Origin of the sequence: Streptomyces sp. 11-1-2, from assembly GCF_003595545.1 — a bacterium.
Lineage (GTDB): Bacteria > Actinomycetota > Actinomycetes > Streptomycetales > Streptomycetaceae > Streptomyces > Streptomyces hygroscopicus_B.
Genome location: NZ_CP022545.1, coordinates 5739781 through 5762182, shown reverse-complemented (window position 1 = coordinate 5762182; position 22402 = coordinate 5739781). Strand labels below are relative to the sequence as shown.

15 protein-coding genes and 1 pseudogene are annotated in these 22402 nt (G+C 71.7%); 8 read left to right on the top strand and 8 right to left on the bottom strand.

Annotated features, from left to right (window positions below):
• Positions 1 to 18 precede the first annotated feature (18 nt).
• Positions 19 to 1584 (bottom strand): recombinase family protein, encoded by a 1566-nt coding sequence (locus CGL27_RS24280; protein ID WP_240450620.1) that lies wholly within the window; start codon positions 1582 to 1584, stop codon positions 19 to 21.
• Positions 1585 to 1662: 78 nt separating this feature from the next.
• Here CGL27_RS24280 and CGL27_RS24275 point away from each other — a divergent pair, with 78 nt between their 5' ends.
• Positions 1663 to 1803: a hypothetical protein gene (locus CGL27_RS24275; protein ID WP_240450619.1), complete on the top strand. Its 141-nt coding sequence runs from the start codon at positions 1663 to 1665 to the stop codon at positions 1801 to 1803.
• Positions 1804 to 1936: 133 nt separating this feature from the next.
• Here CGL27_RS24275 and CGL27_RS53575 read toward each other — a convergent pair whose 3' ends face one another.
• The 6 genes and pseudogenes from CGL27_RS53575 to CGL27_RS24250 all read right to left on the bottom strand — a co-directional run bounded on the left by CGL27_RS53575 (position 1937) and on the right by CGL27_RS24250 (position 8092).
• Positions 1937 to 2494 (bottom strand): DNA-binding protein, encoded by a 558-nt coding sequence (locus CGL27_RS53575; RefSeq protein ID WP_346345792.1) that lies wholly within the window; start codon positions 2492 to 2494, stop codon positions 1937 to 1939.
• A 9-nt stretch (positions 2495 to 2503) separates the two neighbouring features.
• Positions 2504 to 2761, bottom strand: a pseudogene (locus CGL27_RS53570) (Bro-N domain-containing protein); the annotation flags it as partial.
• A 414-nt stretch (positions 2762 to 3175) separates the two neighbouring features.
• Entirely contained in the window at positions 3176 to 4330 is a 1155-nt protein-coding gene (locus CGL27_RS24265) for a serine hydrolase domain-containing protein (RefSeq protein ID WP_119989991.1), read from the bottom strand.
• 104 nt (positions 4331 to 4434) lie between these two features.
• Complete coding sequence (locus CGL27_RS24260; RefSeq protein ID WP_119989989.1) at positions 4435 to 5283, bottom strand: hypothetical protein; 849 nt, start codon at positions 5281 to 5283, stop codon at positions 4435 to 4437.
• A gap of 190 nt (positions 5284 to 5473) precedes the next feature.
• Complete coding sequence (locus CGL27_RS24255) at positions 5474 to 6760, bottom strand: metallophosphoesterase (RefSeq protein WP_119994525.1); 1287 nt, start codon at positions 6758 to 6760, stop codon at positions 5474 to 5476.
• A gap of 231 nt (positions 6761 to 6991) precedes the next feature.
• Positions 6992 to 8092, bottom strand: a complete 1101-nt coding sequence (locus CGL27_RS24250) for a LacI family DNA-binding transcriptional regulator (protein ID WP_078642390.1) — start codon at positions 8090 to 8092, stop codon at positions 6992 to 6994.
• A gap of 405 nt (positions 8093 to 8497) precedes the next feature.
• On the opposite strand from CGL27_RS24250, the gene hisC reads away from it, so the two are divergent.
• From hisC to CGL27_RS50180, 6 genes are all read left to right on the top strand, one after another.
• Complete coding sequence (hisC, locus tag CGL27_RS24245; RefSeq protein ID WP_119989987.1) at positions 8498 to 9577, top strand: histidinol-phosphate transaminase; 1080 nt, start codon at positions 8498 to 8500, stop codon at positions 9575 to 9577.
• 196 nt (positions 9578 to 9773) lie between these two features.
• Positions 9774 to 11381, top strand: coding sequence for a cytochrome ubiquinol oxidase subunit I (locus CGL27_RS24240; RefSeq protein ID WP_119989986.1), 1608 nt, complete (start codon positions 9774 to 9776; stop codon positions 11379 to 11381).
• A gap of 15 nt (positions 11382 to 11396) precedes the next feature.
• Positions 11397 to 12398, top strand: coding sequence for a cytochrome d ubiquinol oxidase subunit II (cydB, locus tag CGL27_RS24235; RefSeq protein ID WP_119989984.1), 1002 nt, complete (start codon positions 11397 to 11399; stop codon positions 12396 to 12398).
• 22 nt (positions 12399 to 12420) lie between these two features.
• Entirely contained in the window at positions 12421 to 16506 is a 4086-nt protein-coding gene (gene cydD / locus CGL27_RS24230; RefSeq protein WP_119989982.1) for a thiol reductant ABC exporter subunit CydD, read from the top strand.
• Between the two features lie 793 nt (positions 16507 to 17299).
• Entirely contained in the window at positions 17300 to 18985 is a 1686-nt protein-coding gene (locus tag CGL27_RS24225) for a GAF domain-containing protein (protein ID WP_119989979.1), read from the top strand.
• Positions 18986 to 19518: 533 nt separating this feature from the next.
• Positions 19519 to 20358 (top strand): hypothetical protein, encoded by an 840-nt coding sequence (locus tag CGL27_RS50180; protein ID WP_162953060.1) that lies wholly within the window; start codon positions 19519 to 19521, stop codon positions 20356 to 20358.
• A gap of 58 nt (positions 20359 to 20416) precedes the next feature.
• Here CGL27_RS50180 and CGL27_RS24210 read toward each other — a convergent pair whose 3' ends face one another.
• A complete protein-coding gene (locus CGL27_RS24210; RefSeq protein WP_240450618.1) occupies positions 20417 to 21298 on the bottom strand; it encodes an HAD hydrolase family protein in 882 nt (293 codons plus the stop codon).
• Positions 21299 to 21410: 112 nt separating this feature from the next.
• Between CGL27_RS24210 and CGL27_RS24205 the strand changes: the two genes are divergently transcribed.
• Positions 21411 to 22319: an LLM class flavin-dependent oxidoreductase gene (locus tag CGL27_RS24205; RefSeq protein ID WP_078642381.1), complete on the top strand. Its 909-nt coding sequence runs from the start codon at positions 21411 to 21413 to the stop codon at positions 22317 to 22319.
• Positions 22320 to 22402: the final 83 nt, after the last annotated feature.

Below are 22402 nucleotides of genomic sequence, written 5' to 3'. Positions count from 1 at the left end.
AGATCCTCGGACTTCAGCTCATTCGGAGGTCCGCCACACAGGCTTGAGCAGATCCGGATCGAAGGTCTTGTTGCCCTTCCCGCCCGGTACGGCGACCACGGCACTCAAGACCTTCTTGATCGCGTCACGCTTCTGCGTGAGTGTCTTCGACTTCCACGACTTCCTGACGTCGTCCGTGGCCTCTTCGGCCTCCGCTTTCATAGCCTCGTGCGCCTTCTCCTCGGCGCGCAGCTCCTTGATCCGCCGTTCGAGGACAGGGAGGTTCCGGAAGAACGCCTCATCATCGATGTCCGTGTCCTCGTCATCGTGCCAGCGACGTTCAAGCTCCTTGCGACTCTTTAGCGCGCGTTCCAGCGCATCGGCCTTGTCCCAGTCCGGTACTTCCTGGGCCTTGGTCGCGGCGTCCCGTTCCAGCTTGGCGATCACCAGCTTCTCGATCACGTCGTCTGTCTTGTCACCACGCTTGTAGGTCTTGTTGCAGCCACCGTCCACGGTCTTCTTGCACATGTAGGCGTGCTTGTACTTGAGCCAGTCGTTCGCCTTGAGCCCGATCATCTTGTTGTTGCAGACCGTGCCGTCTTCCAACACGCTGCCGCAGCGCAGGATGCCGGTCAGCAGGTACTTGTGGACCAAGCCACCGCGCGGCGTGCCAGTTCCGCCACCGCGCTCCCTGATCTTGGCCGTGACGGCAAACCACTGCTTCGGCGTGATGATCGCGTCCCACTCGCCCACGATCGGCTGTTCATCGCCGTCGCGCACAAGCTCACTCTTGATCTCGCGGTATCCACAGAGCCGTGCGTTCATCAAGACCTGCTTGACGGTCTGGTACTGGAAGGGATTGCCCCGGCTCGTGATGAACCCGGCTTCCTTCCACTGGCGCGTGATCTCCGAGATTGAGGCACCCGCGATTACGTCGTGCACAGCCTTCCGGATCGCGTCGGCCTCCTCCTGGCGCAAGGTGACCTTGTCGTCCTCCCACCCGAAGGGACGCCACGCCGCAACGGCCTGTCCACGGATCGCCCGGCTGCGGTGGCTGTTCCGGCTTCGGCGCTGTTTCTTCCTCGTCTCGCTGAGGGACATGGCGACTCCGACAAGTCCCTTGATCTCGAACCCTTCGGCGTACAGGTCCTGGATGCCGTTCGAGTCGTGGTAGACGCGGCCCTCGTGTGAGGTGAACGCCTTCAGGTACCGTTCCCAGTCGCTCGGGCGCCGGTACAAGCGGTCGTCGTTCACGGCCATGACGCCGTGGATCGGGTGCCCCTCTGGCGTCGCTCCTGCCGCAAGATCGGCAAGCAACTGCTCGAAGTCGTCGCGAACGACGCTCTCCTTGCTGGCGCTCTTGTCGTTGTCCGTGTAGCGGTAGACGATCAGCCACCCGAACCTGCGGGCGCTCTCGGCCATGTCCCTGTGCTGGTCCTCGATGCCGTGGGCGTCCTTCACTCGGCCGTCGAACGAGATCCGCGCGTAGCAGACCACGCACTTTAACTCCGGGTCGGCGGCCAGCATGGCGCGTACTTCCTCGACGGACGGCACCCCCTCGGGTACACCCCGCAGCTTGCTGACGACCTCTTCCCGCTTGCTCACCGTGTTCCCCCTCGGTCCGTTGAACGGGCTGCTGGAACGACGGTAGCGCATGTGGAGGTTTTATTAATGCTCTACTCGATGAAGATCTCCCAAGACATCCGCCGCGAACACGGCGGCGCGATGGACGCGGCGGAGGCGGAGGCCGAGGCCGGTATGGCCCAGAAGTCCAGGGAGTTCGCGGAGGCGGGCAACCGCGTGTATCTGCCGATCGCGGACTGAGGCGCGGACGCGTAGGCCGAGATCGCCGGTGAAGCCCGGCAAAGCAGCGCCTGCGGGGTGAAACAGGCGATACGCTGCGGGACGGGTCCGAAGCCGCAACTTGGATTTGCGACTTCGGACCCTCAGCGTGCCGCTACGCGGGCGGAAGCTCAGCCACGTAGATCGGATGTCCGCTGTCCGTCAGTCCGTTCTGACGGATGCAGCGGTGCTTCTGGAGGAACCGCAGACAGGCGTGCACCCGCTGCCGAGTGAGCCCCGTCTTGGCCGAGAGCGTCTCCAGCGAGTGGCCGATCTGCCCGGCTTCGGCCAGCGTGGGGAGGATGTAGACGGCCACCGCCCATACGTCCTCGGTGATGCTCAGCCGGTCCTTCCACTGTGCGAACAGGTCCTCCGTCCTGAGCCTCAGCTCCCGCTTGTCCGCCTCGGGCTCCTCGCCCGGTCGGCAGCCCAGCGCATCGAGGATCCGCGACCACGCCTGCTCGGACCGATGCAGGGAATCCAGTACCTCCGTATGGAAGCGTTCGGCCCGCGTCTCCAGTCGGACGATCGCGTCCATGAGCTCGCTCGGTGGAGTGGGGCGGGAGATCTCGGAGACTTCCAGCGCGTATGAGCCCTCGCGTTGGACGGTGGCGATCACTCTCGAGACCCACTGTTTGAAGGGCAGGCACGCGGGCTTGGTGCAGCCGTTCACTAGGAGGATAAGTCCTTCGAGATCGACGAGCTGCAAGTCTCGGCGCCATTCCCTACCTGCGGGAATGCTGAGACTGTGACTGGAAGTCACAGTCTCAAGAGACTCTCGCCGCTCCTCCGGCACATGATCGAGCAGAGCCTTGCGCGTCGTGGTGTAGCCGAGCTCTCGGCACACATCGGCAGCGGGGAACCAGTGCTCTCCGTTGGGCAGGGTCAACCTTCGGACCCGGGCCCCCGTGGCCGCGTAGACGAAATCGTTGACGTCCATGGCGTCGTGCCGGGCGGACGGGCCCGGCGGTGTGTTGTGTTTGCGCATCGCGCATCACCTCCACCGATGGACGCTAAACATCACCGCCCATCAATTCCCCCGAATAGGCGGAAGTTCCCTCGATCGGTGGATAATTGATCGATCTGAGGACAAACCGCGCACCAGCGCTGATCCGGCTGGTGCTCGGGGTCGCTGGCCCCCGAGCCCGGGATCCGGGGTCCGGAGGCTTCGCCAGGTGGCGACAGGTCTCCCAAGACATCTCCGCGAACACGGCGGCGCGATGGACGCGGCGGAGGCGGAGGCCGGTATAGCCCAGACTTCACTGCTGAGTAGCGGACGCGGGCGCTTTCCTCTTCTTCCCGTTGGTCCGTTTCACGTGAAACATCCCTTCGAGAGCGCGGGCCGCGGGGTGGTTCACGCGGTGAGTGCGGCGACGACCCGGTTGGCCATCTCCTCCTGGGTGGTCAGCGGCGTGGGGGCGTAGGAGAGGACGAAGCGGAGCGCCTGGTCGCGGGTGGCGAACATGCGGGTGCGGTAGCCGTATGTCTCGCCGGTCTTCCCCCAGAACGTCACACCGTTCACCGTGGCCTTCTGCAGGCCGAGGCTGTAGCGGGCCGGGGTGCTGTCCAGCATCCGTACGGAATCCGGGGGCAGAGTGAAGAGCTTGTCCAGCGCGTGAGGCGGCAGCAAGGCGCCGGAGAACAGGGCTCGCTGAAAGCGGGACAGGTCGTCGAGGGTCGAGACCAGCTCGCCTTCGCCCCAGGCGCTGGACTGGTTGTACACGGTGATATCGCGCAGCGACCCGTCGGTCATCCGCAGATAGCCGTGCACATGAGGACCGTGGAGGCGGGGGTCCTGGCCCGGCAGCAGGGTCCGGGTCAGGCCCAGCGGGCGCAGGACGCGGGACTCGATCGCCTGGCCGTAGGGGCGGCCGGTCAGTTTTTCGATGATCAGGGCGAGCAGGACGTAGTTGATGCCCCGGTACTCCTGTGTGGTCCCCGGAACGAACTTGAGCGGGTCGTGGGTCACCGTCTCGACCCACTCCCGCGGTGTCCACCGGTCCCATCGATGCCGCAGGACCCCTTCCGGAGTGCTGTCGTCCGGCAGTCCTCGATGGTCGGGCAGTCCGCTGGTGTGGTTGAGCAGCTGGGCCACGGTGATGCGGCGGGAGAAGGCGGAGGGCAGCAGATCCGGGAGGTACCGTCCGATGGGGGCGTCGAGCTCCACCCGGCGCTCGGCCCACAGTTGAAGGACCACGGTGGCCACGAACGCCTTGGTGACGCTGCCCGCACGGAAGCGGTCGTCCGGGCGTACGGCCCGCCCGCTCCCGAGGTCCGCCGCCCCGGCCGTGCCGTACCAGTGGTCGCCTCGGCGGTCGACGCGCAGTTGCGCGGAGGTGGCGGGCGGATGGGAGAGATCGCTGATGGCGGCCTGCAGGGCGGCTTCGTCGGGCGCCGTGGTCGATGCGGTGGTCCCCGCCGCCGCGCGGGCCTCGGTGTTCCCGGCCACGGCCAGCAGCGTTCCGGCCGCGCAACCACCCATGAAGGTGCGTCGGGTCAAGGAAGTCATGGTCAGTCATGCTGCCGAGGCAGCCGCGCCCCGCCATCCGGGATGACCCCACGTGCACCCTCACGCGCGCCCGGAGTGTCCCCGGGGTGGCCCCGGGACGCAGGCTAGTCCGGCTGGTGCTCGGGCCCACCGTAGTCGGGGCTGGTGAAGTCCGGGCTGCTGTAGCGGGGGCGGGCCTTGGGGCCTTCGCCCTCGGTGCTGAAGCCGGGGCGGCTGTAGCCGAGGTGCGGGGTGCGGCTGACCGTTTCGGGGTTGGTCGGGACGTAGGCGGAGGGGGACGGGGCCGAGGGGTTGGCCATGGCCTCGCGGAGGAACGGCAGGATGCCGCGCTCCAGCAGGGCCTGGCGCCAGACCTCTCTGGCGCGGTCCACCTCCTCGAGCTGCTCGCTGCGCGCCTCGCCCCGGATCGCGCTGGAGCCGTTGCGCAGCGCGGTCAGGAGCAGTCCGACGGCGGCGATCAAGATGCCCGCGGCGGTCAGCGCGGCGAAGAACCAGCCCGCGGTGACCATCGGCTGGGCGATGGAGGGGGCCGGGTCGAGGACGTTGAGGACGTAGCCGACGATGAGGAAGATGATCGCGGCGGCTCCGGCGAGCACCGGCGCCAGCACCGCGAGCATGGCGACGAGCCCGGCCCCCGCGGCGTCCTGCATCGCGCCGGCGAGCCCCACCGTGCCGTCCGGGTGCTCGCGCTCGCTCACATCCCCGGCGAGCGGGAAGAGCGGCGCGGGCTCGCGCAGTTTGGCGCGAGTTTCGCGGTAGTCCTGATATTCGGCGGCCGCGCATGCCGCTATCGCGGCCGAGGCGCCGAGTGCCATCGTGCGCAACTGCTCGGCAGTGAGCCGCTGCCCGACACCGGTGAGGGCCGGGCGATGGTCCGCGGTGCGCAGTGCCTCGTCGAGAACCCGCTCGAACTCCGGGCGGTCCTCGGTCAGCAGGTGCGGAGCGCTTTTCATGGTGCATCCCCCGATGCTCCGTAGGGCCGTGACGCCGGCTTGCGCCGGGCAGTCGGGCGGAAACGGAGGAGAGCCTGCGACGGATAAGCCGATGGTAGAGCCGATCCGGCGCGGGGTGACAGCAAGTTTCGCGAATTGCTCCCGCGCCGGTGAAGCTCTCTATCTGCCCCGAGCAGCGTCCGCCGAACCCTCAGTCGGTCAGGGGAAGTTGAACGACCAGCAGTTTTCCGGCCATGGTGACGCCGCCGTCCATGGCCACGGCGAGATTGTCGGCGTAGACATGCGGGCCCTCGACCGCGGGCGTGCCGCCGTCCTCGCCGTCCTCGGATCCGACCTCGCCGAGCAGATACGGGATGGGGCTGTGACCGTGGACGATGCGCTCGCCGCCGTAGGTGTCGAGCAATTCGCGGGCCGCCATGGGCCCGGTGTCCTCGTCGCGGAAGGCGAACCGCTTGGTGAATTTGCGGAACAGGTCCCAGCATTCGTCGGCGTCGCTGCGCTGCAGCGTCTCGGTGACGGTGTCGTTGACGGCCTCGATCGAGTCGCCGTAATCCAGATAGGCGGTGGTGTCGGAGTGGACCAGCAGATGCCCGTCCTCCTCCGCCATCGCGTCCAGCCGGGACATCCACTGGAGGTGGTGGTCCTCGAGCCGCTCCATGTCACTGCGCTGGCCGCCGTTGAGCAGCCAGGCGGCCTGGAAGGAGGCGGTTCCGGCACCGGAGTTGACGGGCGTGTCGCCGAACCGCTTGGCGCCGATCAGCAGCAGCTCGTGATTGCCCATCAGCGCCTTGCAGTAGCCGCCCGCGGCCGCGGCCTCGGCGGAGAGCTGCATGACCAGGTCGATGACGCCGATGCCGTCCGGGCCACGGTCGGTGAAGTCGCCGAGGAACCACAACCGGGCGTTGCCCGCGGCCCAGTTGCCCTTGGGGTCGATCAGGCCCTCGGCGGCGAGCGCCTCGCGCAGCTCGTCGTGGTAGCCGTGGACATCGCCCACGACGTACAGCGGGCCGGGCCCCTCGTCCTCGGCGAGCGGGCCGTGCTCGGGCTCGGGCAGCGAGGTGAGCGCGACGGTGGGGCGGTCCTCAGGCGGGACGAGCGGGGTGTCCGGGATGGTGTGCCCGGGGCCCAGGACCGGGAGCCGCTCGGTCGGGGTGTACTCGGCGGGCGGCGGCGTGGCGGGCGCGGGCGGCGCTTCAGGAGCCGGAGCCCCTGGTGCGGGCGCGCCCGGTGCGGGCACCCCTGGAACCGGCGCCCCGGGCGCGGGAGCCCCTGGTGCGGGCGCGGGTGGCGGCACGGGCGCGGCGGGGCCCGGCGCCGCGGGCGCGGGCCCGGGCGGTACGGCTCCGGGCGCGCCCATGCTGGGCGGGGTGAACGCCCCGTACGCGGGCGCGGGCGGGGCGTTCACCCCGTACGCGGGCACGGGTGGGATCGCAGCCGTGGTCCCTGCCGTGGCTTCCAGACCGGCCCCCTGAGTCATCGACCCCTCCACCATCACGCCGCCGTCCCACCTTGTGGACCTTGCCTGGTCGTCGGCGGTCCGCAGTGTCGTCCGCCCATCATAGGAATGACCGTGAGGGCTTGTGACGCACCAGGGTGCCGTCAATCGGTGCCCGCTCCTGCTTGGTCGGACTTTTATCCCGGATTGGCCCGGTAGGGGAAGCCCATTGGGCTCAGGCCCTCCTCGGGTCATCCTTGAGTCGCCCTCAGGTCAGCCTCCGGCACGGCTGCGCGGGGCGCTGACCGTCGTACGCGGCGGACGGCGCTGTGACGACGTCCGCACGATCAATTCGGTGGGTATGACCTGCTCGACGGGGTGGTCGGTGTCAAGTCCCTCGATGGCGTCGATGAGCAACTGTACGACCGCCGTGCCGATCCGGCGGGGTTTGAGTGAGAGGGTCGTGATGGGCGGCTCGGTGGTGCGGTAGACGGTCGATTCGCTGCAGCACACCAGCAGCAGATCGTCCGGGACGCGCAGTCCGTAGCGGCGGGCGGCGGCGAGCAGATCGGTGCCGTTGGGGTCGAAGAGGCCGTAGACCGCGTCGGGGCGGTCGGGGCGGGCGAGCAGCCGGTCGGCGGCGACGGCACCGGCACAAGGGTCGTGGGCCGGGTACGCCTCATAGACCGGATCCTGTCCCACGCGTTCGCACCATCGCAGGTACGCCGTGGTGGACAGCCGGGTGTAGGTGTCGGTGGACGTCCCGGTGAGCAGTCCGATCCGGCGGGCGCCGGCCTCGGCGAGATGGTCGAGCAGTCCGATTACCGCCGCCTCGTGGTCGTTGTCGACCCAGGCCGTGACGGGGAGGGCGCCGGCCGGGCGGCCGTCGCTGACCACGGGGATGCCCTGGCGTAAGAGCTCGGTGACGACCGGATCGTGGTCGGAGGGGTCGATCACCACGGTGCCGTCGAGGGCGACGTTGGACCACACGTCGTGGCGGGAGGTGGCGGGGAGGATGACGAGGGCGTAGCCGCGGGCCAGCGCGGCGGAGGTGGCGGCTCGCGCCATCTCGGCGAAGTAGGCGAACTCGGTGAAGGTGAAAGGTTCATCCCCGTACGTGGTCACGGTCAGGCCGATGAGGCCGGACTTGCCGGTACGGAGGGTGCGGGCCGCTGCGGACGGGCGGTAGCCCAGCCGCTCGGCGACCTCGCGGACATGGCGGCGGGTGGCCTCCGGGAGCCGGCCCTTGCCGTTGAGCGCGTCGGAGACGGTCGTGATCGAGACCCCGGCGGCGGCGGCCACATCCCGGATGCCCGCCCGCCCTAACCGGCGGCCGGCCGACCGGCTCACCTGGTGCTTCCCTGCTGCTGTCATGGCCAGCCGATAGTAGGGCTCGGGTGGGAGGGTTGCGCGATTCCGCCATCGGTATTCGGAAGGCACGTTTCTGCATGAACGCCCCCCTCAATTCCCTTGGAAGTGAAGCCAGTTGGAGGATTCACCGGGCCTCTGGTCGCCCCTGGCATATCCACGCCTGCTGATTGATACATGTCTCGAAGAGGTCTCAACTCACCTGCACGAGTGATGCGCGCCACGGCGCTCGCCACCGGCGCGCGCGGAAAAGTGGGGCGCTCCCCCCGGTGGGTACGCGGGCGCCGGGGGCGGGTACGCGGCGGCGCCCGGCGGGTACGCGAGACGGGGGAATCCTCATAAGGTGTGCAGTATTGCCGTGTGCGAACGCTGTGCACGGCCCGGGACAGGATGGGTCGAGGAGGACTGTCGGTGACCGAGAAGAGCCCCAAGCTGCGTGCCGCGCTGGACGGCATTCCGACGTACAAGCCCGGCAAGCCGGCCGCCACGGGGGGTCCCCTGGCCTTCAAGCTGTCCTCCAACGAGAACCCCTATCCGCCGCTGGCCGGGGTGCTGGAGACCGTGGCGGACGCCGCCGCGTCCTTGAACCGCTACCCGGACCTCGCCTGCACCGCGCTGATCGCCGAGCTCGCGGAGCGCTTCGAGGTGCCGCTGGAGCATCTGGCCACCGGGACCGGTTCGGTCGGCATGGCCCAGCAACTGGTCCAGTCCACGGCGGGGCCGGGCGATGAGGTGATCTACGCCTGGCGGTCCTTCGAGGCATATCCGATCATCACTCAGATCGCGGGCGCGACCTCGGTGCAGGTTCCGCTGACCGATGCCGAGGTCCACGATCTGGACGCGATGGCCGATGCGATCACCGACCGCACCCGGCTGATTTTCGTCTGTAACCCCAACAATCCGACCAGCACCGTCGTGCGCCGGGCCGAGCTGGAGCGGTTCCTGGACCGGGTGCCGTCCGATGTGCTGGTGGTGCTGGACGAGGCGTACAACGAGTTCATCCGGGACGAGCGGGTCCCCAACGGCGTCGACCTCTACCGCGACCGGCCGAACGTCTGTGTGCTGCGCACCTTCTCCAAGGCGTACGGCCTGGCGGGGCTGCGGGTCGGCTACGCGATCGCCCATGAGCCGGTGGCGGCGGCGCTGCACAAGACCGCGGTGCCGTTCGGCGTCAGCCAGCTCGCCCAGGACGCGGCGGTGGCCTCGCTGCGCAGCGAGGACGCGCTGCGGGAACGGGTGGACGCGCTGGTCACCGAGCGGGGCCGGGTGTGGGAGGCGCTGACCGCCCAGGGGTGGACGGTCCCGGACTGCCAGGCGAACTTCGTCTGGCTGCGGCTGGGGGAGCGGACGCTCGACTTCGCGGCGGTGTGCGAGGCGGCGGGCGTGGTGATCCGTCCGTTCCCGGGTGAGGGAGTGCGGGTGACAATCGGCGAGCGCGAGGCGAACGAGATCTTCCTGCGGACCGCGGAGGAGTTCCGCAAGGAGCTCTGAGCCCGGCCTGAGCCCCTGGGCGCACAAGGGGCCCATCGGCCCCTCCGTAAGGTGCGCAGCATACCCAGACGTGCCCCATTCGCCCCCTCCCACCCCCTGTGGGAGGGGGCGAAGCCATGTGCGTATCATTGCTTGTGAATGTGAATACGTTCACAAGCTCGTTCGCGGGCAGGCACGACCGTAAGGAGAGATTCAGGTGAATCTGGCTCTGGCGCCGGAGACGCTGGCCCGATGGCAGTTCGGCATCACAACCGTCTACCACTTCCTCTTCGTGCCACTGACGATCTCTCTCGCCGCCATCACGGCGGGTCTGGAGACCGCCTGGGTCCGCACGGGCAAGGAGAAGTACTTCCACGCCACCAAGTTCTGGGGCAAGCTCTTCCTGATCAATATCGCGATGGGCGTGGTCACCGGCATCGTGCAGGAGTTCCAGTTCGGCATGAACTGGTCGGACTACTCCCGCTTCGTCGGTGATGTCTTCGGTGCTCCGCTCGCGATGGAGGCTCTGCTGGCCTTCTTCTTCGAGTCCACCTTCATAGGTCTGTGGATCTTCGGCTGGGACAAGCTGCCCAAGAAGATCCACTGCGCCTGCATCTGGATCGTCTCGATCGGCACGATCCTCTCGTCGTACTTCATCCTGGCCGCCAACTCCTGGATGCAGCACCCGACCGGCTACACCATCGACAAGGCCACCGGAAAGGCCCAGCTCACCGACATCTGGGCGGTGCTGACCCAGAACACCACCCTCGTCGTGGTCTTCCACACCCTGACCGCGGCCTTCCTCACCGGCGCCGCCTTCATCATGGGCATCTCCTCCTTCCATCTGCTGCGGGCCAAGCGCCGCCAGGAGCGCGGCGAGGAGCTGGGCGAGCAGCGGAAGAAGCAGATCGGGGCGATGCGGACCTCGCTGCGGGTGGGCCTGGTCGTCGCGGTCATCGCGGGAATCGGCACGGCGCTCAGCGGTGACCAGCTCGGCAAGGTGATGTTCGAGCAGCAGCCGATGAAGATGGCGGCGGCCGAGGCGCTGTGGGACACCCAGGCGCCCGCACCCTTCTCGATCTTCGCCGTCGGCGATGTCGGCAAGGGCCACAACAGCGTCGAGCTGGAGGTCCCCGCCGCACTCTCCTTCCTGGCGCACAGCAACTTCACCGACGCCGTCCCCGGGATCAATGACATCGCCCAGCGGGAGGCCGACGCCTACGGCGGTCAGCCCGATGACTACATCCCCAGCATCTTCATGACCTTCTGGGGCTTCCGGCTGATGATCGGCTTCGGCATGACCTCGTTCGTCGCCGGGCTGATCGGGCTGTGGACGACCCGGCGCAAACGGTGGCTGGCACCCGCCTTCCGCACCGGCGAGGACGAGGTGCCCCGGCTCATGCTCACCAAGAAGCGCGAGATGAGCCCGCTGCTGTCCACCTGGTCCTGGCGGATCGGCATCCTCACCATGGGCTTCCCGCTGATCGCCAACTCCTTCGGCTGGATCTTCACCGAGATGGGCCGGCAGCCCTGGGCGGTCTACGGGCTGATGAAGACCGCCGACGCGGTCTCCCCCGGCGTCAGCCAGACCGAGGTGCTGATCTCCCTCGGCGTCTTCACGCTGCTGTACGGGGTGCTCGCGGTGGTCGAGGTGCGGCTGCTGACCAAGTACGCCAAGGCAGGACCGGACACCGACGAGAAGCCGCCCGCCAAGGACCCGAAGCTGCGGCTGCCCTCGGGCGGTCCGGGCGGTCCGGGCAGTCCGGACGGCGGGGCCGCCGCCGAGGACGAGGACGCCGACAAGCCGCTGACCTTTGCGTACTGACGGCCGGAGAGAATCATGAACCTTCACGACTTCTGGTTTCTGCTGATCGCCTTCCTGTGGACGGGCTACTTCTTCCTGGAGGGCTTCGACTTCGGCATCGGCGTGCTGACCAAGCTGCTCGCCCGCGGCCGCACCGAGCGACGGGTCCTGATCAACACGATCGGGCCGGTGTGGGACGGCAATGAGGTCTGGCTGATCACGGCGGCCGGGGCGACCTTCGCCGCCTTCCCCGACTGGTACGCGGCGCTCTTCAGCGGCTTCTATCTGCCGCTGCTGGCCATCCTGGTCTGCCTGATCCTGCGCGGTGTCGCCTTCGAGTACCGGCACAAGCGCTCCGAGGACCGCTGGCAGCGCAACTGGGAGCATGCGATCTTCTGGTGCTCGCTGCTGCCCGCCTTCCTCTGGGGCGCGATCTTCGCCAATCTGGTGCACGGGGTGCCGATCGGCCGGGACGGGAACTACGCGGGCGGTCCGTCGGACCTGATCACGCCGTACGCGCTGCTGGGCGGGGCGGTCACGCTGGTGCTGTTCACCTTCCACGGCGCCGTCTTCGCCGCGCTCAAGACGTCCGGGGACATCCGGACGAGGGCACGGCGGTATGCGACCGGGCTCGGACTGGCCACCGTCGTGGTCGCGGTGCCGTTCCTGGTCTGGACGCAGAGCGACAGCGGGAACGCCCGCAGTCTGGTGGCGGTCGTCATCGCCGTCCTGGCGCTCGCCGTGGCGCTGGTCATGAACCGGCGGGGGCGTGAGGGGTGGGCGTTCGGGCTGTCCGGGGTGGCCATCGCGGCGGCCGTCGCGATGCTCTTCCTCGCCCTGTTCCCCGACGTCATGCCCTCCTCGCTGGACCCGAAGTGGAGCCTGACGGCGGCGAACGCGGCCTCGAGTCCCTATACGCTCAAGATCATGACGTGGGTCGGGGCGATCATGATGCCGCTGATCATGGCCTACCAGGCGTGGACGTACTGGGTCTTCCGTAAGCGCATCGGTACCCGGCACATCCCCGCCGACCACTGATGCTTCGGGTGGTGTGTTTCACGTGAAACCAATCGACCCCCGGCTGCTGCGGTACGCACGGGCCACCCGGTTCTTCCTGGTCGCCTCCGTGGCGCTGGGCCTGGCCGGAGCGGGTCTGGTCATCGCGCAGGCGATGCTGATCGCCGAGATCGTGGTGGGCGCCTTCCAGCGGGGCGAGGACGTGGCGGCGCTGACGCTCCCGCTGGGGCTGCTGGCGCTGGTCGCCGTCGGCCGGGCGGTCGTCTCCTGGCTGACCGAGCTGGCCGCCCATCGGGCCGGTGTGGCGGTCAAGTCGGAACTGCGGCTCCGGCTGGTGGAACGGGCCGTCCGGCTCGGGCCGAGCTGGCTGGACTCCCAGCGGACCGGTGAGCTCACCACCCTCGCCACCCGGGGCATCGACGCGCTGGACGACTACTTCGCGCGCTATCTGCCCCAGTTGGGGCTGGCCGTGGTGGTGCCGGTGGCGGTGCTCGCCCGGATCGTCACCGCGGACTGGATCTCCGCGCTGATCATCGTCGCCACGCTGCCGCTGATTCCGCTGTTCATGATGCTCATCGGCTGGGCCACCCAGTCCCGGATGGACCGCCAGTGGCGGCTGCTGTCCCGGCTGTCCGGGCACTTCCTCGATGTCGTCGCCGGACTGCCGACCCTCAAGGTCTTCGGCCGGGCGAAGGCCCAGGCCGCCTCGATCCGCGCGATCACGGCCGACTACCGGCGGGCCACGCTCAAGACGCTGCGGCTGGCCTTTCTGTCCTCCCTGGCCCTGGAACTGCTCTCCACCGTGTCGGTCGCCCTGGTCGCGGTCGACATCGGAATGCGGCTGGTGCACGGCGAGATGGATCTCTTCACCGGGCTGGTGGTGCTGGTGCTCGCCCCCGAGGCGTATCTGCCACTGCGGCAGGTGGGCGCGCACTACCACGCGGCGGCGGAGGGGCTGGCGGCGGCGGACGAGGTGTTCGCGGTGCTGGAGCGCGAGCCCTCGAACACGGGCGGTGCGCCGGCCCCCGATGCCCGGAGCGCCGCGCTCACGCTGGACGGGCTGGTGGTCCGCCACCCCGGGCGCAGCGAACCGTCCCTCGCCCGGACCTCGTTCGAGATCCGCCCGGGGGAGACGGTCGCCGTCGTGGGCCCCAGCGGTGCCGGAAAGTCGACGCTGCTGAACGCCGTGCTGGGCTTCGCGGCACCGGACGAGGGCCGGGTGCTGATCGGGGGCCGCGACCTGGCCGCGCTGGACCCGGAGAGCTGGCGGCGCCAGATCGCCTGGGTGCCCCAGCGCCCGTATCTCTTCGCCGGGACGATCGCGGAGAACGTCCGGCTGGCCCGGCCGGACGCCGATGACGCGGCGGTACGGGCCGCCCTGCGGGAGGCGGACGCGCTGCGCTTCGTCTCCGCGCTGCCGGACGGGATCGAATCCCGGCTCGGCGAGATGGGCGCCGGGCTCTCCGCGGGCCAGCGGCAGCGGATCGCCCTGGCGCGCGCGTTCCTGGCCGACCGGCCGGTGCTGCTGCTGGACGAGCCGACGGCGAATCTGGACGGTGAGACGGAGGCGTCGGTCGTCGAGGCGGTGCGGCGGCTGGCCGAGAGCCGCACGGTGCTGCTGGTGGTCCACCGCCCGGCGCTGCTTCCTCTCGCCGACCGCGTGCTGCGGCTGCCGGGGCCCGACGCTTCTGGTGGACTGGTCCTCCTGCCGGCCGCTCGGCGCGAATCGACGGTGGGCGGCGTGCGCCCGGGGCCGACCGTCTCGCTCCGGCCCGCCTCCGATGAGGGCGGCGCCCACCTGTCCGTCGCGTGTGCCGCCGGGCACCCGCGTGCTGGGGTGCACGGATCCGCGGCGGGCGCGGTCACGGAGGCGGGGTCGGCGCCGGGTCCGTCGGCCTCACCGGCCACGGATGAGCGTGCCGACGTGGCGCGGGTGCCGGGCCGTGGGGGCTCGGCAGCGGGTCGGCCCGCCATCGGTCCCGACGGCGGGCTCCTCCGCTCGGGGCCCGGCGCGGACCTTCCGCCCATGTGCTCCGCGCCGGACGCTGACACGGGCTCGGAGCGATCACCGGCCGTCGTGTCCGGTGGCGCGTGGGAACCGGCGGCGGACGCCGAATCCGGCGGGCGGCTGGGCGAGGCGCGCACGGGGGCGGACGGCGCGGGCTCGGCCACGCGGGATGGGTTGGCCCCGTCGCATGGTCCGGCCGCGGGGGACGGCTTGACCGCGCGGGATGGCTTGAGCACGCGGGACGGTTTGACCGCGCCGGTCGGCCTGACCGCGCCGGGCGGCCCGGTCGCGTCGCGTAGCTCGGCCGCACGTCCGCGCCGGGGCGCGCTGGGGCGGGTGCGGGGCGCCGCGCGTGGCGGGCGGGGGCGGTTCGGGCTGGCGCTGCTGCTCGGGAGCCTCGCCCTGCTGAGCGCGGTCGGGCTGATGGCCGTCTCCGGTTGGCTGATCTCCCGGGCCGCGCAGCAGCCGCCCGTGCTCTATCTGATGGTGGCGGTCACCGCGACCCGGGCGTTCGGGATCGGCCGGGCCGCCTTCCGCTACGCCGAGCGCCTGGTCTCCCATGACGCCGTGCTGCGGGTGCTGGCCGAGCTGCGGGTCGCCGTCTACCGGCGGCTGGAGCGGCTGGCGCCCGCGGGGCTCGGCCGGACGCGCCGCGGCGATCTGCTCTCCCGGCTGGTGGCCGATGTGGACGCCGTCCAGGACTACTTCCTGCGCTGGCTGTTGCCCGTCGGCACCGCGCTGACCGTCGGCGCGGCCTCGGTGGGCTTCCTCACCTGGGTGCTGCCCGAGGCCGGGGCCGTGCTGGCGGCGGGGCTGCTGGTGGCGGGGGTCGCGGTGCCCGTCGTGTCCGGGGCGCTGGCGCGACGGGCGGAGCGTCGGCTGGCACCGGCGCGCGGGGCCCTGTCGGCACAGGTCGTCGATCTGCTGGCCGGGGCCGCCGAGTTGACCGTCGCGGGCGCGCTGCCGCGCCGGCTGGACGCGGTGCGCCGGGCCGATGGGGTGCTCACCCGGATCGCCCGGCGGACGGCGGCTGCCGCGGGCACCGGTGCCGGGCTGTCCGCACTGGTCTGCGGGCTGACCGTGGCGGCCGCGGCGTGGGTGGGGGTGCCGGCCGTGGCGGACGGCCGGATCCACGGGGTGTGGCTTGCGGTCGTGGTGCTGACCCCGCTCGCCGCCTTCGAGGCCGTCGCGGGGCTGCCGCTCGCGGTGCAGCACCGGCAGCGGGTGCGGCGGGCCGCGGAGCGGGTGTACGAGGTGCTGGACGAGCCGCTTCCGGTGCGCGAGCCCGACGCGGCGCGGCGCGAGGAGGCGCCCGGTGCGCCGTATCCGCTGGTGCTGCGCGGGATCACCGCCCGCCACCCTGGGCAGTGCGTCCCCGCGCTGGACGGATTCGGCCTGGAGCTGCGACCGGGCCGCCGGGTCGCGGTCGTCGGCCCGTCGGGGGCGGGCAAGAGCACGCTCGCCCAGGTGCTGCTCCGCTTCCTGGACACCGACGGCGGCACGTACACCCTGGCGGGCCGGAACGCCGCCGCCCTGGACGGGGACGCGGTGCGGCGGCTCGTCGGTCTCTGCGCCCAGGACGCCCATGTCTTCGACAGCTCGCTGCGCGAGAACCTGCGGCTGGCCCGCCCCGGCGCGAGCGATGACGAACTTCGCGCGGCGCTGGCCGCGGCCCGGCTGCTGGACTGGGTGGACGGGCTGCCGGACGGCCTGGACACGCTCGTCGGCGAGCAGGGCGCACGGCTCTCCGGCGGTCAGCGGCAGCGGCTGGCACTGGCCCGCGCGCTGCTGGCGGACTTCCCGGTGCTGGTGCTGGACGAACCGGCCGAACATCTGGACCTGCCCACGGCCGACGGGCTGACGGCCGACCTGCTGTCGGCGACCCAGGGGCGCACCACCGTCCTGATCACGCACCGGCTGGCGGGCCTGGACGCGGTGGACGAGGTGATCGTGCTCGACGGGGGCAGGGCCGTCCAGCGCGGGACGTACGGGGAACTGGCCTCGGCCGACGGGCCGTTCCGCCGGATGCTGGAGCGCGAGGCCGTGGAGAGCGGAGCCCTGGTGGGCGCCGGACACCCGGGCCCTGCGCACGTGGGCGTCGGGCACCCGGGCGCTGGCTAGGCGGCTCCGTCCGGCGGGTCTTCGCGGGCCCCGTGATGTCTGGCACTGCGGCTCCGGCTACGGCTGGAAGGCGCCTCCCCCGGCACCGCAGGGAAGCGCCCCGGCAGCAGAACGGCGCGGGCCACGGCCGATAGCCCGCAGCGGACGCAGCGAGCCACGGCCGCCAGCCCGCAGCGGGCTGTGGCGCCAGCTGTCGCGGGCTGTGACAGCAGACGGGCGCGGGGCCCGGCACCGGACGGCGCGGGCCCTGGCAACGGCTGCCGCGGGCTGCGGCACGAGTTGCGGTGGGCTGCGGCACTAGACGGGCGCGGGCCGCGGCAACGGACGGCGCGGTCCGGGGCAATGGCCGTAGCGGGCTACGGTACGAGCTGCCGCGAGCCACAGCGCTAGCCGTCGCGGGCCGCGGTACTAGACGGGCGCGGGGCCTGGCAGCAGACGGCGCGGGCTGCGGCGCTAGCTGCCGCGGGCCGCGGCATCAGGCAGGCGCGGGCCGCGGCATCAGGCAGGCGCGGGGCGCGGCACCGGACGGCGCGGGCCCTGACAACGGCTGCCGCGGGCCACGGCACTAGACGGGCGGGGCGCGGCATCAGACGGGCGCTGGCCGCGGCACCGGCCACAGCGGGCTACGGCGCCAGCAGCCGTGGGCCACGGCGCCAGCCTCAGCGGGCCTCGCGGTGCCAGTCGACTGATGTCGAAGGCGTCGGCCGACCGATGCGCAGGCGGCGAAGATCCACCGGACCGGGCCCAGCGCGAGCAGCGGCGTTCATCTGCGCCATTCATTAGGCTCGACGGCATGGCGGCCGCTGCGCCCTCCCCCGACCCCCTGGACCTGGCCGCGGAGGCGACCCGGGGTCTGCGTGGGCTGTCCACCGAGCTCACGGCGCGACTGCCGCGGCTGCTGGAGGCGATGCGCTCGCTCGGCGACGGGCCGGACGCGCACACCGTCCTCGACCGGATCGTTCGCACCGCGGCCGAGCTGGTGGGCGCTCGGCGTGCCGCGATCGGGGTGCACCACGCCGACGGCGACGCCGCCGGAGGGCAAGGCGGCCTGGCCGATGTGGTCACCTACGGCGACACCGACACCGACACCGAGGCCGACCGGGAGCGGTGCGCGGCGCTGCTCGCCGACGCACGGTGCACCGGAGCGCCATCGGCCGCCCAGCCGCCGGGCTCGTATCTCAGCGTTCCGCTGCGGGTCGGGGAGGAGGTCTTCGGCACCCTCTGCCTCGCCGGGAAGCGGGACGGCGGTCCGTTCACCGAGTCCGACCGGCATCTGGTCGAGGTGCTGGCGACGGAGGCGGGGATCGCCATCGGCCACACCCGCGTCCAGGGGGCCACCCGGCAGCGCGAGCGCTGGATCGAGGGATCGGTGGCCGTCACCCAGGCGGTGTTGTCCGGCGGCGCCGGGGAGGGGCCGGCCGTGGTCGCCGAGAAGGTCCGGGAACTCGCGGACGCGGTGGTGGGGATCGTGCTGCTGCCGGAGGAGGGCGATGGCGGGCTGAAGGTCGCGGCGGTGGCGGCCGAGGAGCGGTCGGGGCTGCTCGGCGCCGTACTTCCGGCCCGCTCCCCGGCTGTGCCGAGGCTGCTGGCCGGGCAGCCGGTCGTCATCGAGGATCCGGCCGCCGACCCGCTGCTCGGTACCGGCGTCCCCGGGCGCTACGGGCCGAGTCTGATGGTCCCGCTGAGCAGCGGGGACCGGGTGGTCGGCGTGCTGGCCACCGCGCGCGAGCCCGGCGCCCGGCCGTTCACCGACACCGAGCGCACGCTGGCCGCCCAGTTCGCGGCGCAGGCGGCGGTCGCGCTGGTGCTCGCCGAGGCACAGCGCGACCGGGAGCGGCTCGCGGTCCTCGAGGACCGCGACCGGATCGCCCGCGATCTCCACGACCTCGTCGTCCAGCGGCTCTTCGCTGCCGGGATGCTGCTGGAGAGCGCGGAGCGCCAGTCGGACGCGCCGGAAGTGCGGGAGCGGATCGAGCGGGCCGTCGAGGAACTGGGCGCCACCATCCAGGAGGTGCGGACGGCGATCTACGCGTTGCAGCAGACACCGCCGGAGACGCCGCCCGGGCTCCGCGGCCGGGTGCTGCGGGAGGTCAGGGCGGCCGCCGTGCCGCTGGGCTTCCAGCCGTCCCTGACCTTCGTGGGACCGGTGGACTCCCGGATCGGCACGGCGACCGGCGCCCATCTCGTCGCGGCGCTGCGCGAGGCGCTGTCCAACGCCTGCCGGCATGCGCGGGCGGAGCGGATCGAGGTGGTCGTGGACGCCACCGGGCGGCTTGCGGACGGGCGAGCGTCGGTGCGGCTGACGGTCGCGGACGACGGGGTGGGCGTGCCCGCGGGCGGGCGGCGCAGCGGTCTGACGAACCTGGTGCGGCGGGCCGAGGCGCTGGGCGGGTCGAGCGGCGTCGGGCCCGGGCTCGGGGAGGGTGGGCGCGGTACGGCGGTGGTGTGGGAGGCGCCGCTGCCGAGCGAGGGCGCCTGACGGCGCTGTGTGCCTGACGGCGGCCGTGCGCCTGCGTCTGCACGCCTGACGCCGCCGCACGCCTGACGGCGCTGTGCGTCTGACGCCGCCGCACGCCTGACGCCGCCGCACGCCTGACGCCGCTGTGCGTCTGACGGCGCCGTATGCCTAATGCGGCTGTGCGCCTGCGTCTGCCGTGCGCCTCGCCGCTGTGTGCCTGACGGCGGACGTACGCCCGAAGGCGGCCGTACGCCCGAAGGCGGCCGTACGTCCGACGGCGCCTGGGCGCCTGACGCCGCCGTACACCTGACACGTCGCCGCCGGGCGAGGGGGGTGATGCCTGGCGGGCCGTTGTGTGCCCGACACGCCGCTGTGGGGCGCTGGTTGTCGCCCGCCCGGCCCAACGCCTCACCTACGCGGGCCAAGTAGCGCGCCGTCGGAGTGCGGGGCGTGGTGGCCGACGGTGGGATGAGCCTCGCGGGCCGTTCGGAACTTCGTATCCCATTGCACTCCGCGACAGATGTTGGCCCGACCGCGGGGAAGGAAGTCATGACGTGAACAGCCAGAGTCCCACTCCCAAGCGATCCCGGACGCGTCGCCGGGTCCTCTTCGCCACCCTTGCTGCGGCGAGCCTCACCGGCCAGGTGCTGACCATGTCCCCCGCCGCTCAGGCGGACGACACCCTGGGCGGAGGCCGTCCCAAGCCGCCTCGGCCACCGTCCATCATCCACGGGGTCCAGGAGTTCACCACGGACGGCACCTTCACGCCTCCCGCGGGCGTCACCTCGGTGCACATCCAGGCGTGGGGAGCGGGCGGCGGTGGCGGCGGCGGTGGCGGCGGCGCCAGCGCCACGGCCACGGGCGCCGGCGGCACCGGTGGGGGCGGCGGATCCGGCGGCTTCACCTGGTGCGTCATCCCGGTGACGCCCTTCGCCACCTACACGGTGGACCTGGGCACCAGTGGTGGCCCCGGTACCGCCGGTCCCGGTGGTACCGGCACCGCTGGCGCCGGAGGCGCCGGCGGCACCGGCGGCAACGGTGGCGCGACGTCCCTGGTCTCCACCAGCGGTACCCAGCTCATCGCCGGCGGCGGCACGGGCGGCACGGGCGGTGGCGGCGGTTCGGCCGCTCCGGGCATTCCGGGCAAGGGAGGCACCGGTGGCACCGGCGCCTGCAACAGCCTCTCCGCGGTGAACCGCACCGGTGAGAACGGGGCGTCCGGTGCCGACGGCGGCGCGGGCGGCGACGCGGTCGACGGCATTGTCGAGCTGCCCCCGACGAACACCAGCGCGGGCGGCGACGGCGGCGTCGGCGGCCCCGGCGGCAACACCCCGGGCAGCGCGGGCGCCGCCGGCACGGCCGGTGGCAACGGCTACCTGGTCTTCTTCTGGTAAACGCGGTCGTGCGATCCACCGCCCCCCGGCCCGACGGCCGGGGGGCGGTCCCGTGCGCTCAGCCCGCCAGGATCCGCTCGATGACGGCGGCGACGCCGTCCTCGGTATTGCTCGCCGTGCGGTGGGTGGTCGCGGCGAGCACCTCCGGATGGGCGTTGGCCATCGCGTAGGAGGTGCCCGCCCACATCAGCATCTCCAGGTCATTGGGCATGTCGCCGAAGGCCACGACCTCCGCGGCGGCGATCCCGCGCTCGGCACAGCACCGGGCCAGCGTGCTGGCCTTGCTGACCCCGAGCCCGCTGACCTCCAGCAGGGCGGACGGGCTGGAGCGAGTGAAGTCGCCGTAGGCCCCGGCCACCGAGCGGGCCAGCCGGAGGAAGGCGTCGGGCGCCAGCTCGGGGTGGTGGGCGAGCAGCTTGAGGACCGGCATGTCGGCGTGCGCGAATCCGTCGTGGAGCAGCTTCTCGGCGGGGGCGACGATCGCGCCCGGGTCGAGGTGGAACGGCGGGTACTCCGGTTCGTAGAAGATCCCGCCGCTGCGCTCGACCGCGAAGGACGTGCCGGGGGCCGCCTCGCGCAGCGCCTCCACGACGGCGAGGGCCTGGTCGGCGGCGAGCGGGCAGACCTCGATCGGCAGCCCGCCCTGGTGCAGATCGACCACGGCGGCGCCGTTGGCGCAGATCGCCAGGCCGTGGCCGTGCACATGGGCGCTGACGACGTCCATCCACCGGGCCGGGCGGCCGGTGACGAAGAACACCTCGATGCCCGCCCGCTCGGCCGCCGCGAGCGCCGCCACAGTGCGGTCGGAGACCGTCTTGTCGTCCTGCAGCAGGGTGCCGTCGAGGTCGGTGGCGATCAGCCGGGGCCGGGCCGGGGCGGGGCGGGAACGCTCTGTGGCCGGGGTGTTCGGCCGCTCGGTCGCAGGAGTCACGGCAACCATCCTCCCGCATATGCCGCTCATCAGTGCCGGGGCTGTGCTCGGGTGGGTCCTCGGGAGCCTACGGCGTTGATATCGGTGCGGCGTTGTCACACCCACCGCTTAGGCTCGCCCTATGCGAGTGAGCACCGTGATCCTGCCCGTCTACCGCTGGTCCGAGCGCGGCCGGGAGATATGGCAGCGCGCCGAGGAGCTGGGTTTCCACGCGGCGTACACGTATGACCACCTGTCCTGGCGCAGCTTTCGCGACGGGCCCTGGTTCGGGGCGGTCCCGACGCTGACGGCGGCCGCGGCGGCGACCTCCCGGCTGCGGCTGGGCACCCTGGTCACCTCCCCGAACTTCCGGCATCCGGTGACGCTGGCCAAGGAACTGATCACGCTGGAGGACGTGTCCGGCGGGCGGATCACCCTCGGCATCGGCGCGGGCGGGTCCGGCTTCGACGCGACGGCGCTGCTGCGGGCCGCCGAGGAGCCGTGGTCGCCCCGGGAGCGGGCGGACCGCTTCGGCGAGTTCGTCGAGCTGCTCGACCGGCTGCTGACGCACGAGGTGGTGACGCACGAGGGCACCCACTACAGCGCCCACGAGGTGCGCAACATCCCCGGCTGCGTGCAGCGGCCGCGGCTGCCGTTCGGGGTGGCCGCCACCGGTCCGCGCGGGCTGCGGCTCGCGGCGCGATACGGCCAGGCGTGGGTGACCACGGGCGACCCGAAGATCGCCGAGACCGGCACCCCGGCCGATTCCGTGGCCGCCATCGCCGGTCAGATCGAGCGGCTGGGCCAGGCGTGCGCGGAGGCCGGACGGGACACCGGCGACCTCGACAAGATCCTGCTCACCGGGTTCACCCCGGAGGCCACCGGGCCGCTGAGCTCGGTGGACGCCTTCGTGGACTTCGCCGGACGCCATGCCGAGCTGGGCATCGACGAGATCGTGCTGCACTGGCCGATCCCCGATTCGATCTTCGCGGCCGACCTCGAGACCTTCGAGAAGATCGCGATGGAGGGCGCGGCACAGATCGCCGGTTAACGGGCGGCGTGGAACGCCGGATAGCGGGCGACACGGATCGCCGGATAGCGGGCGCGGCGCGGATCGCCGGATAACCGAATAAA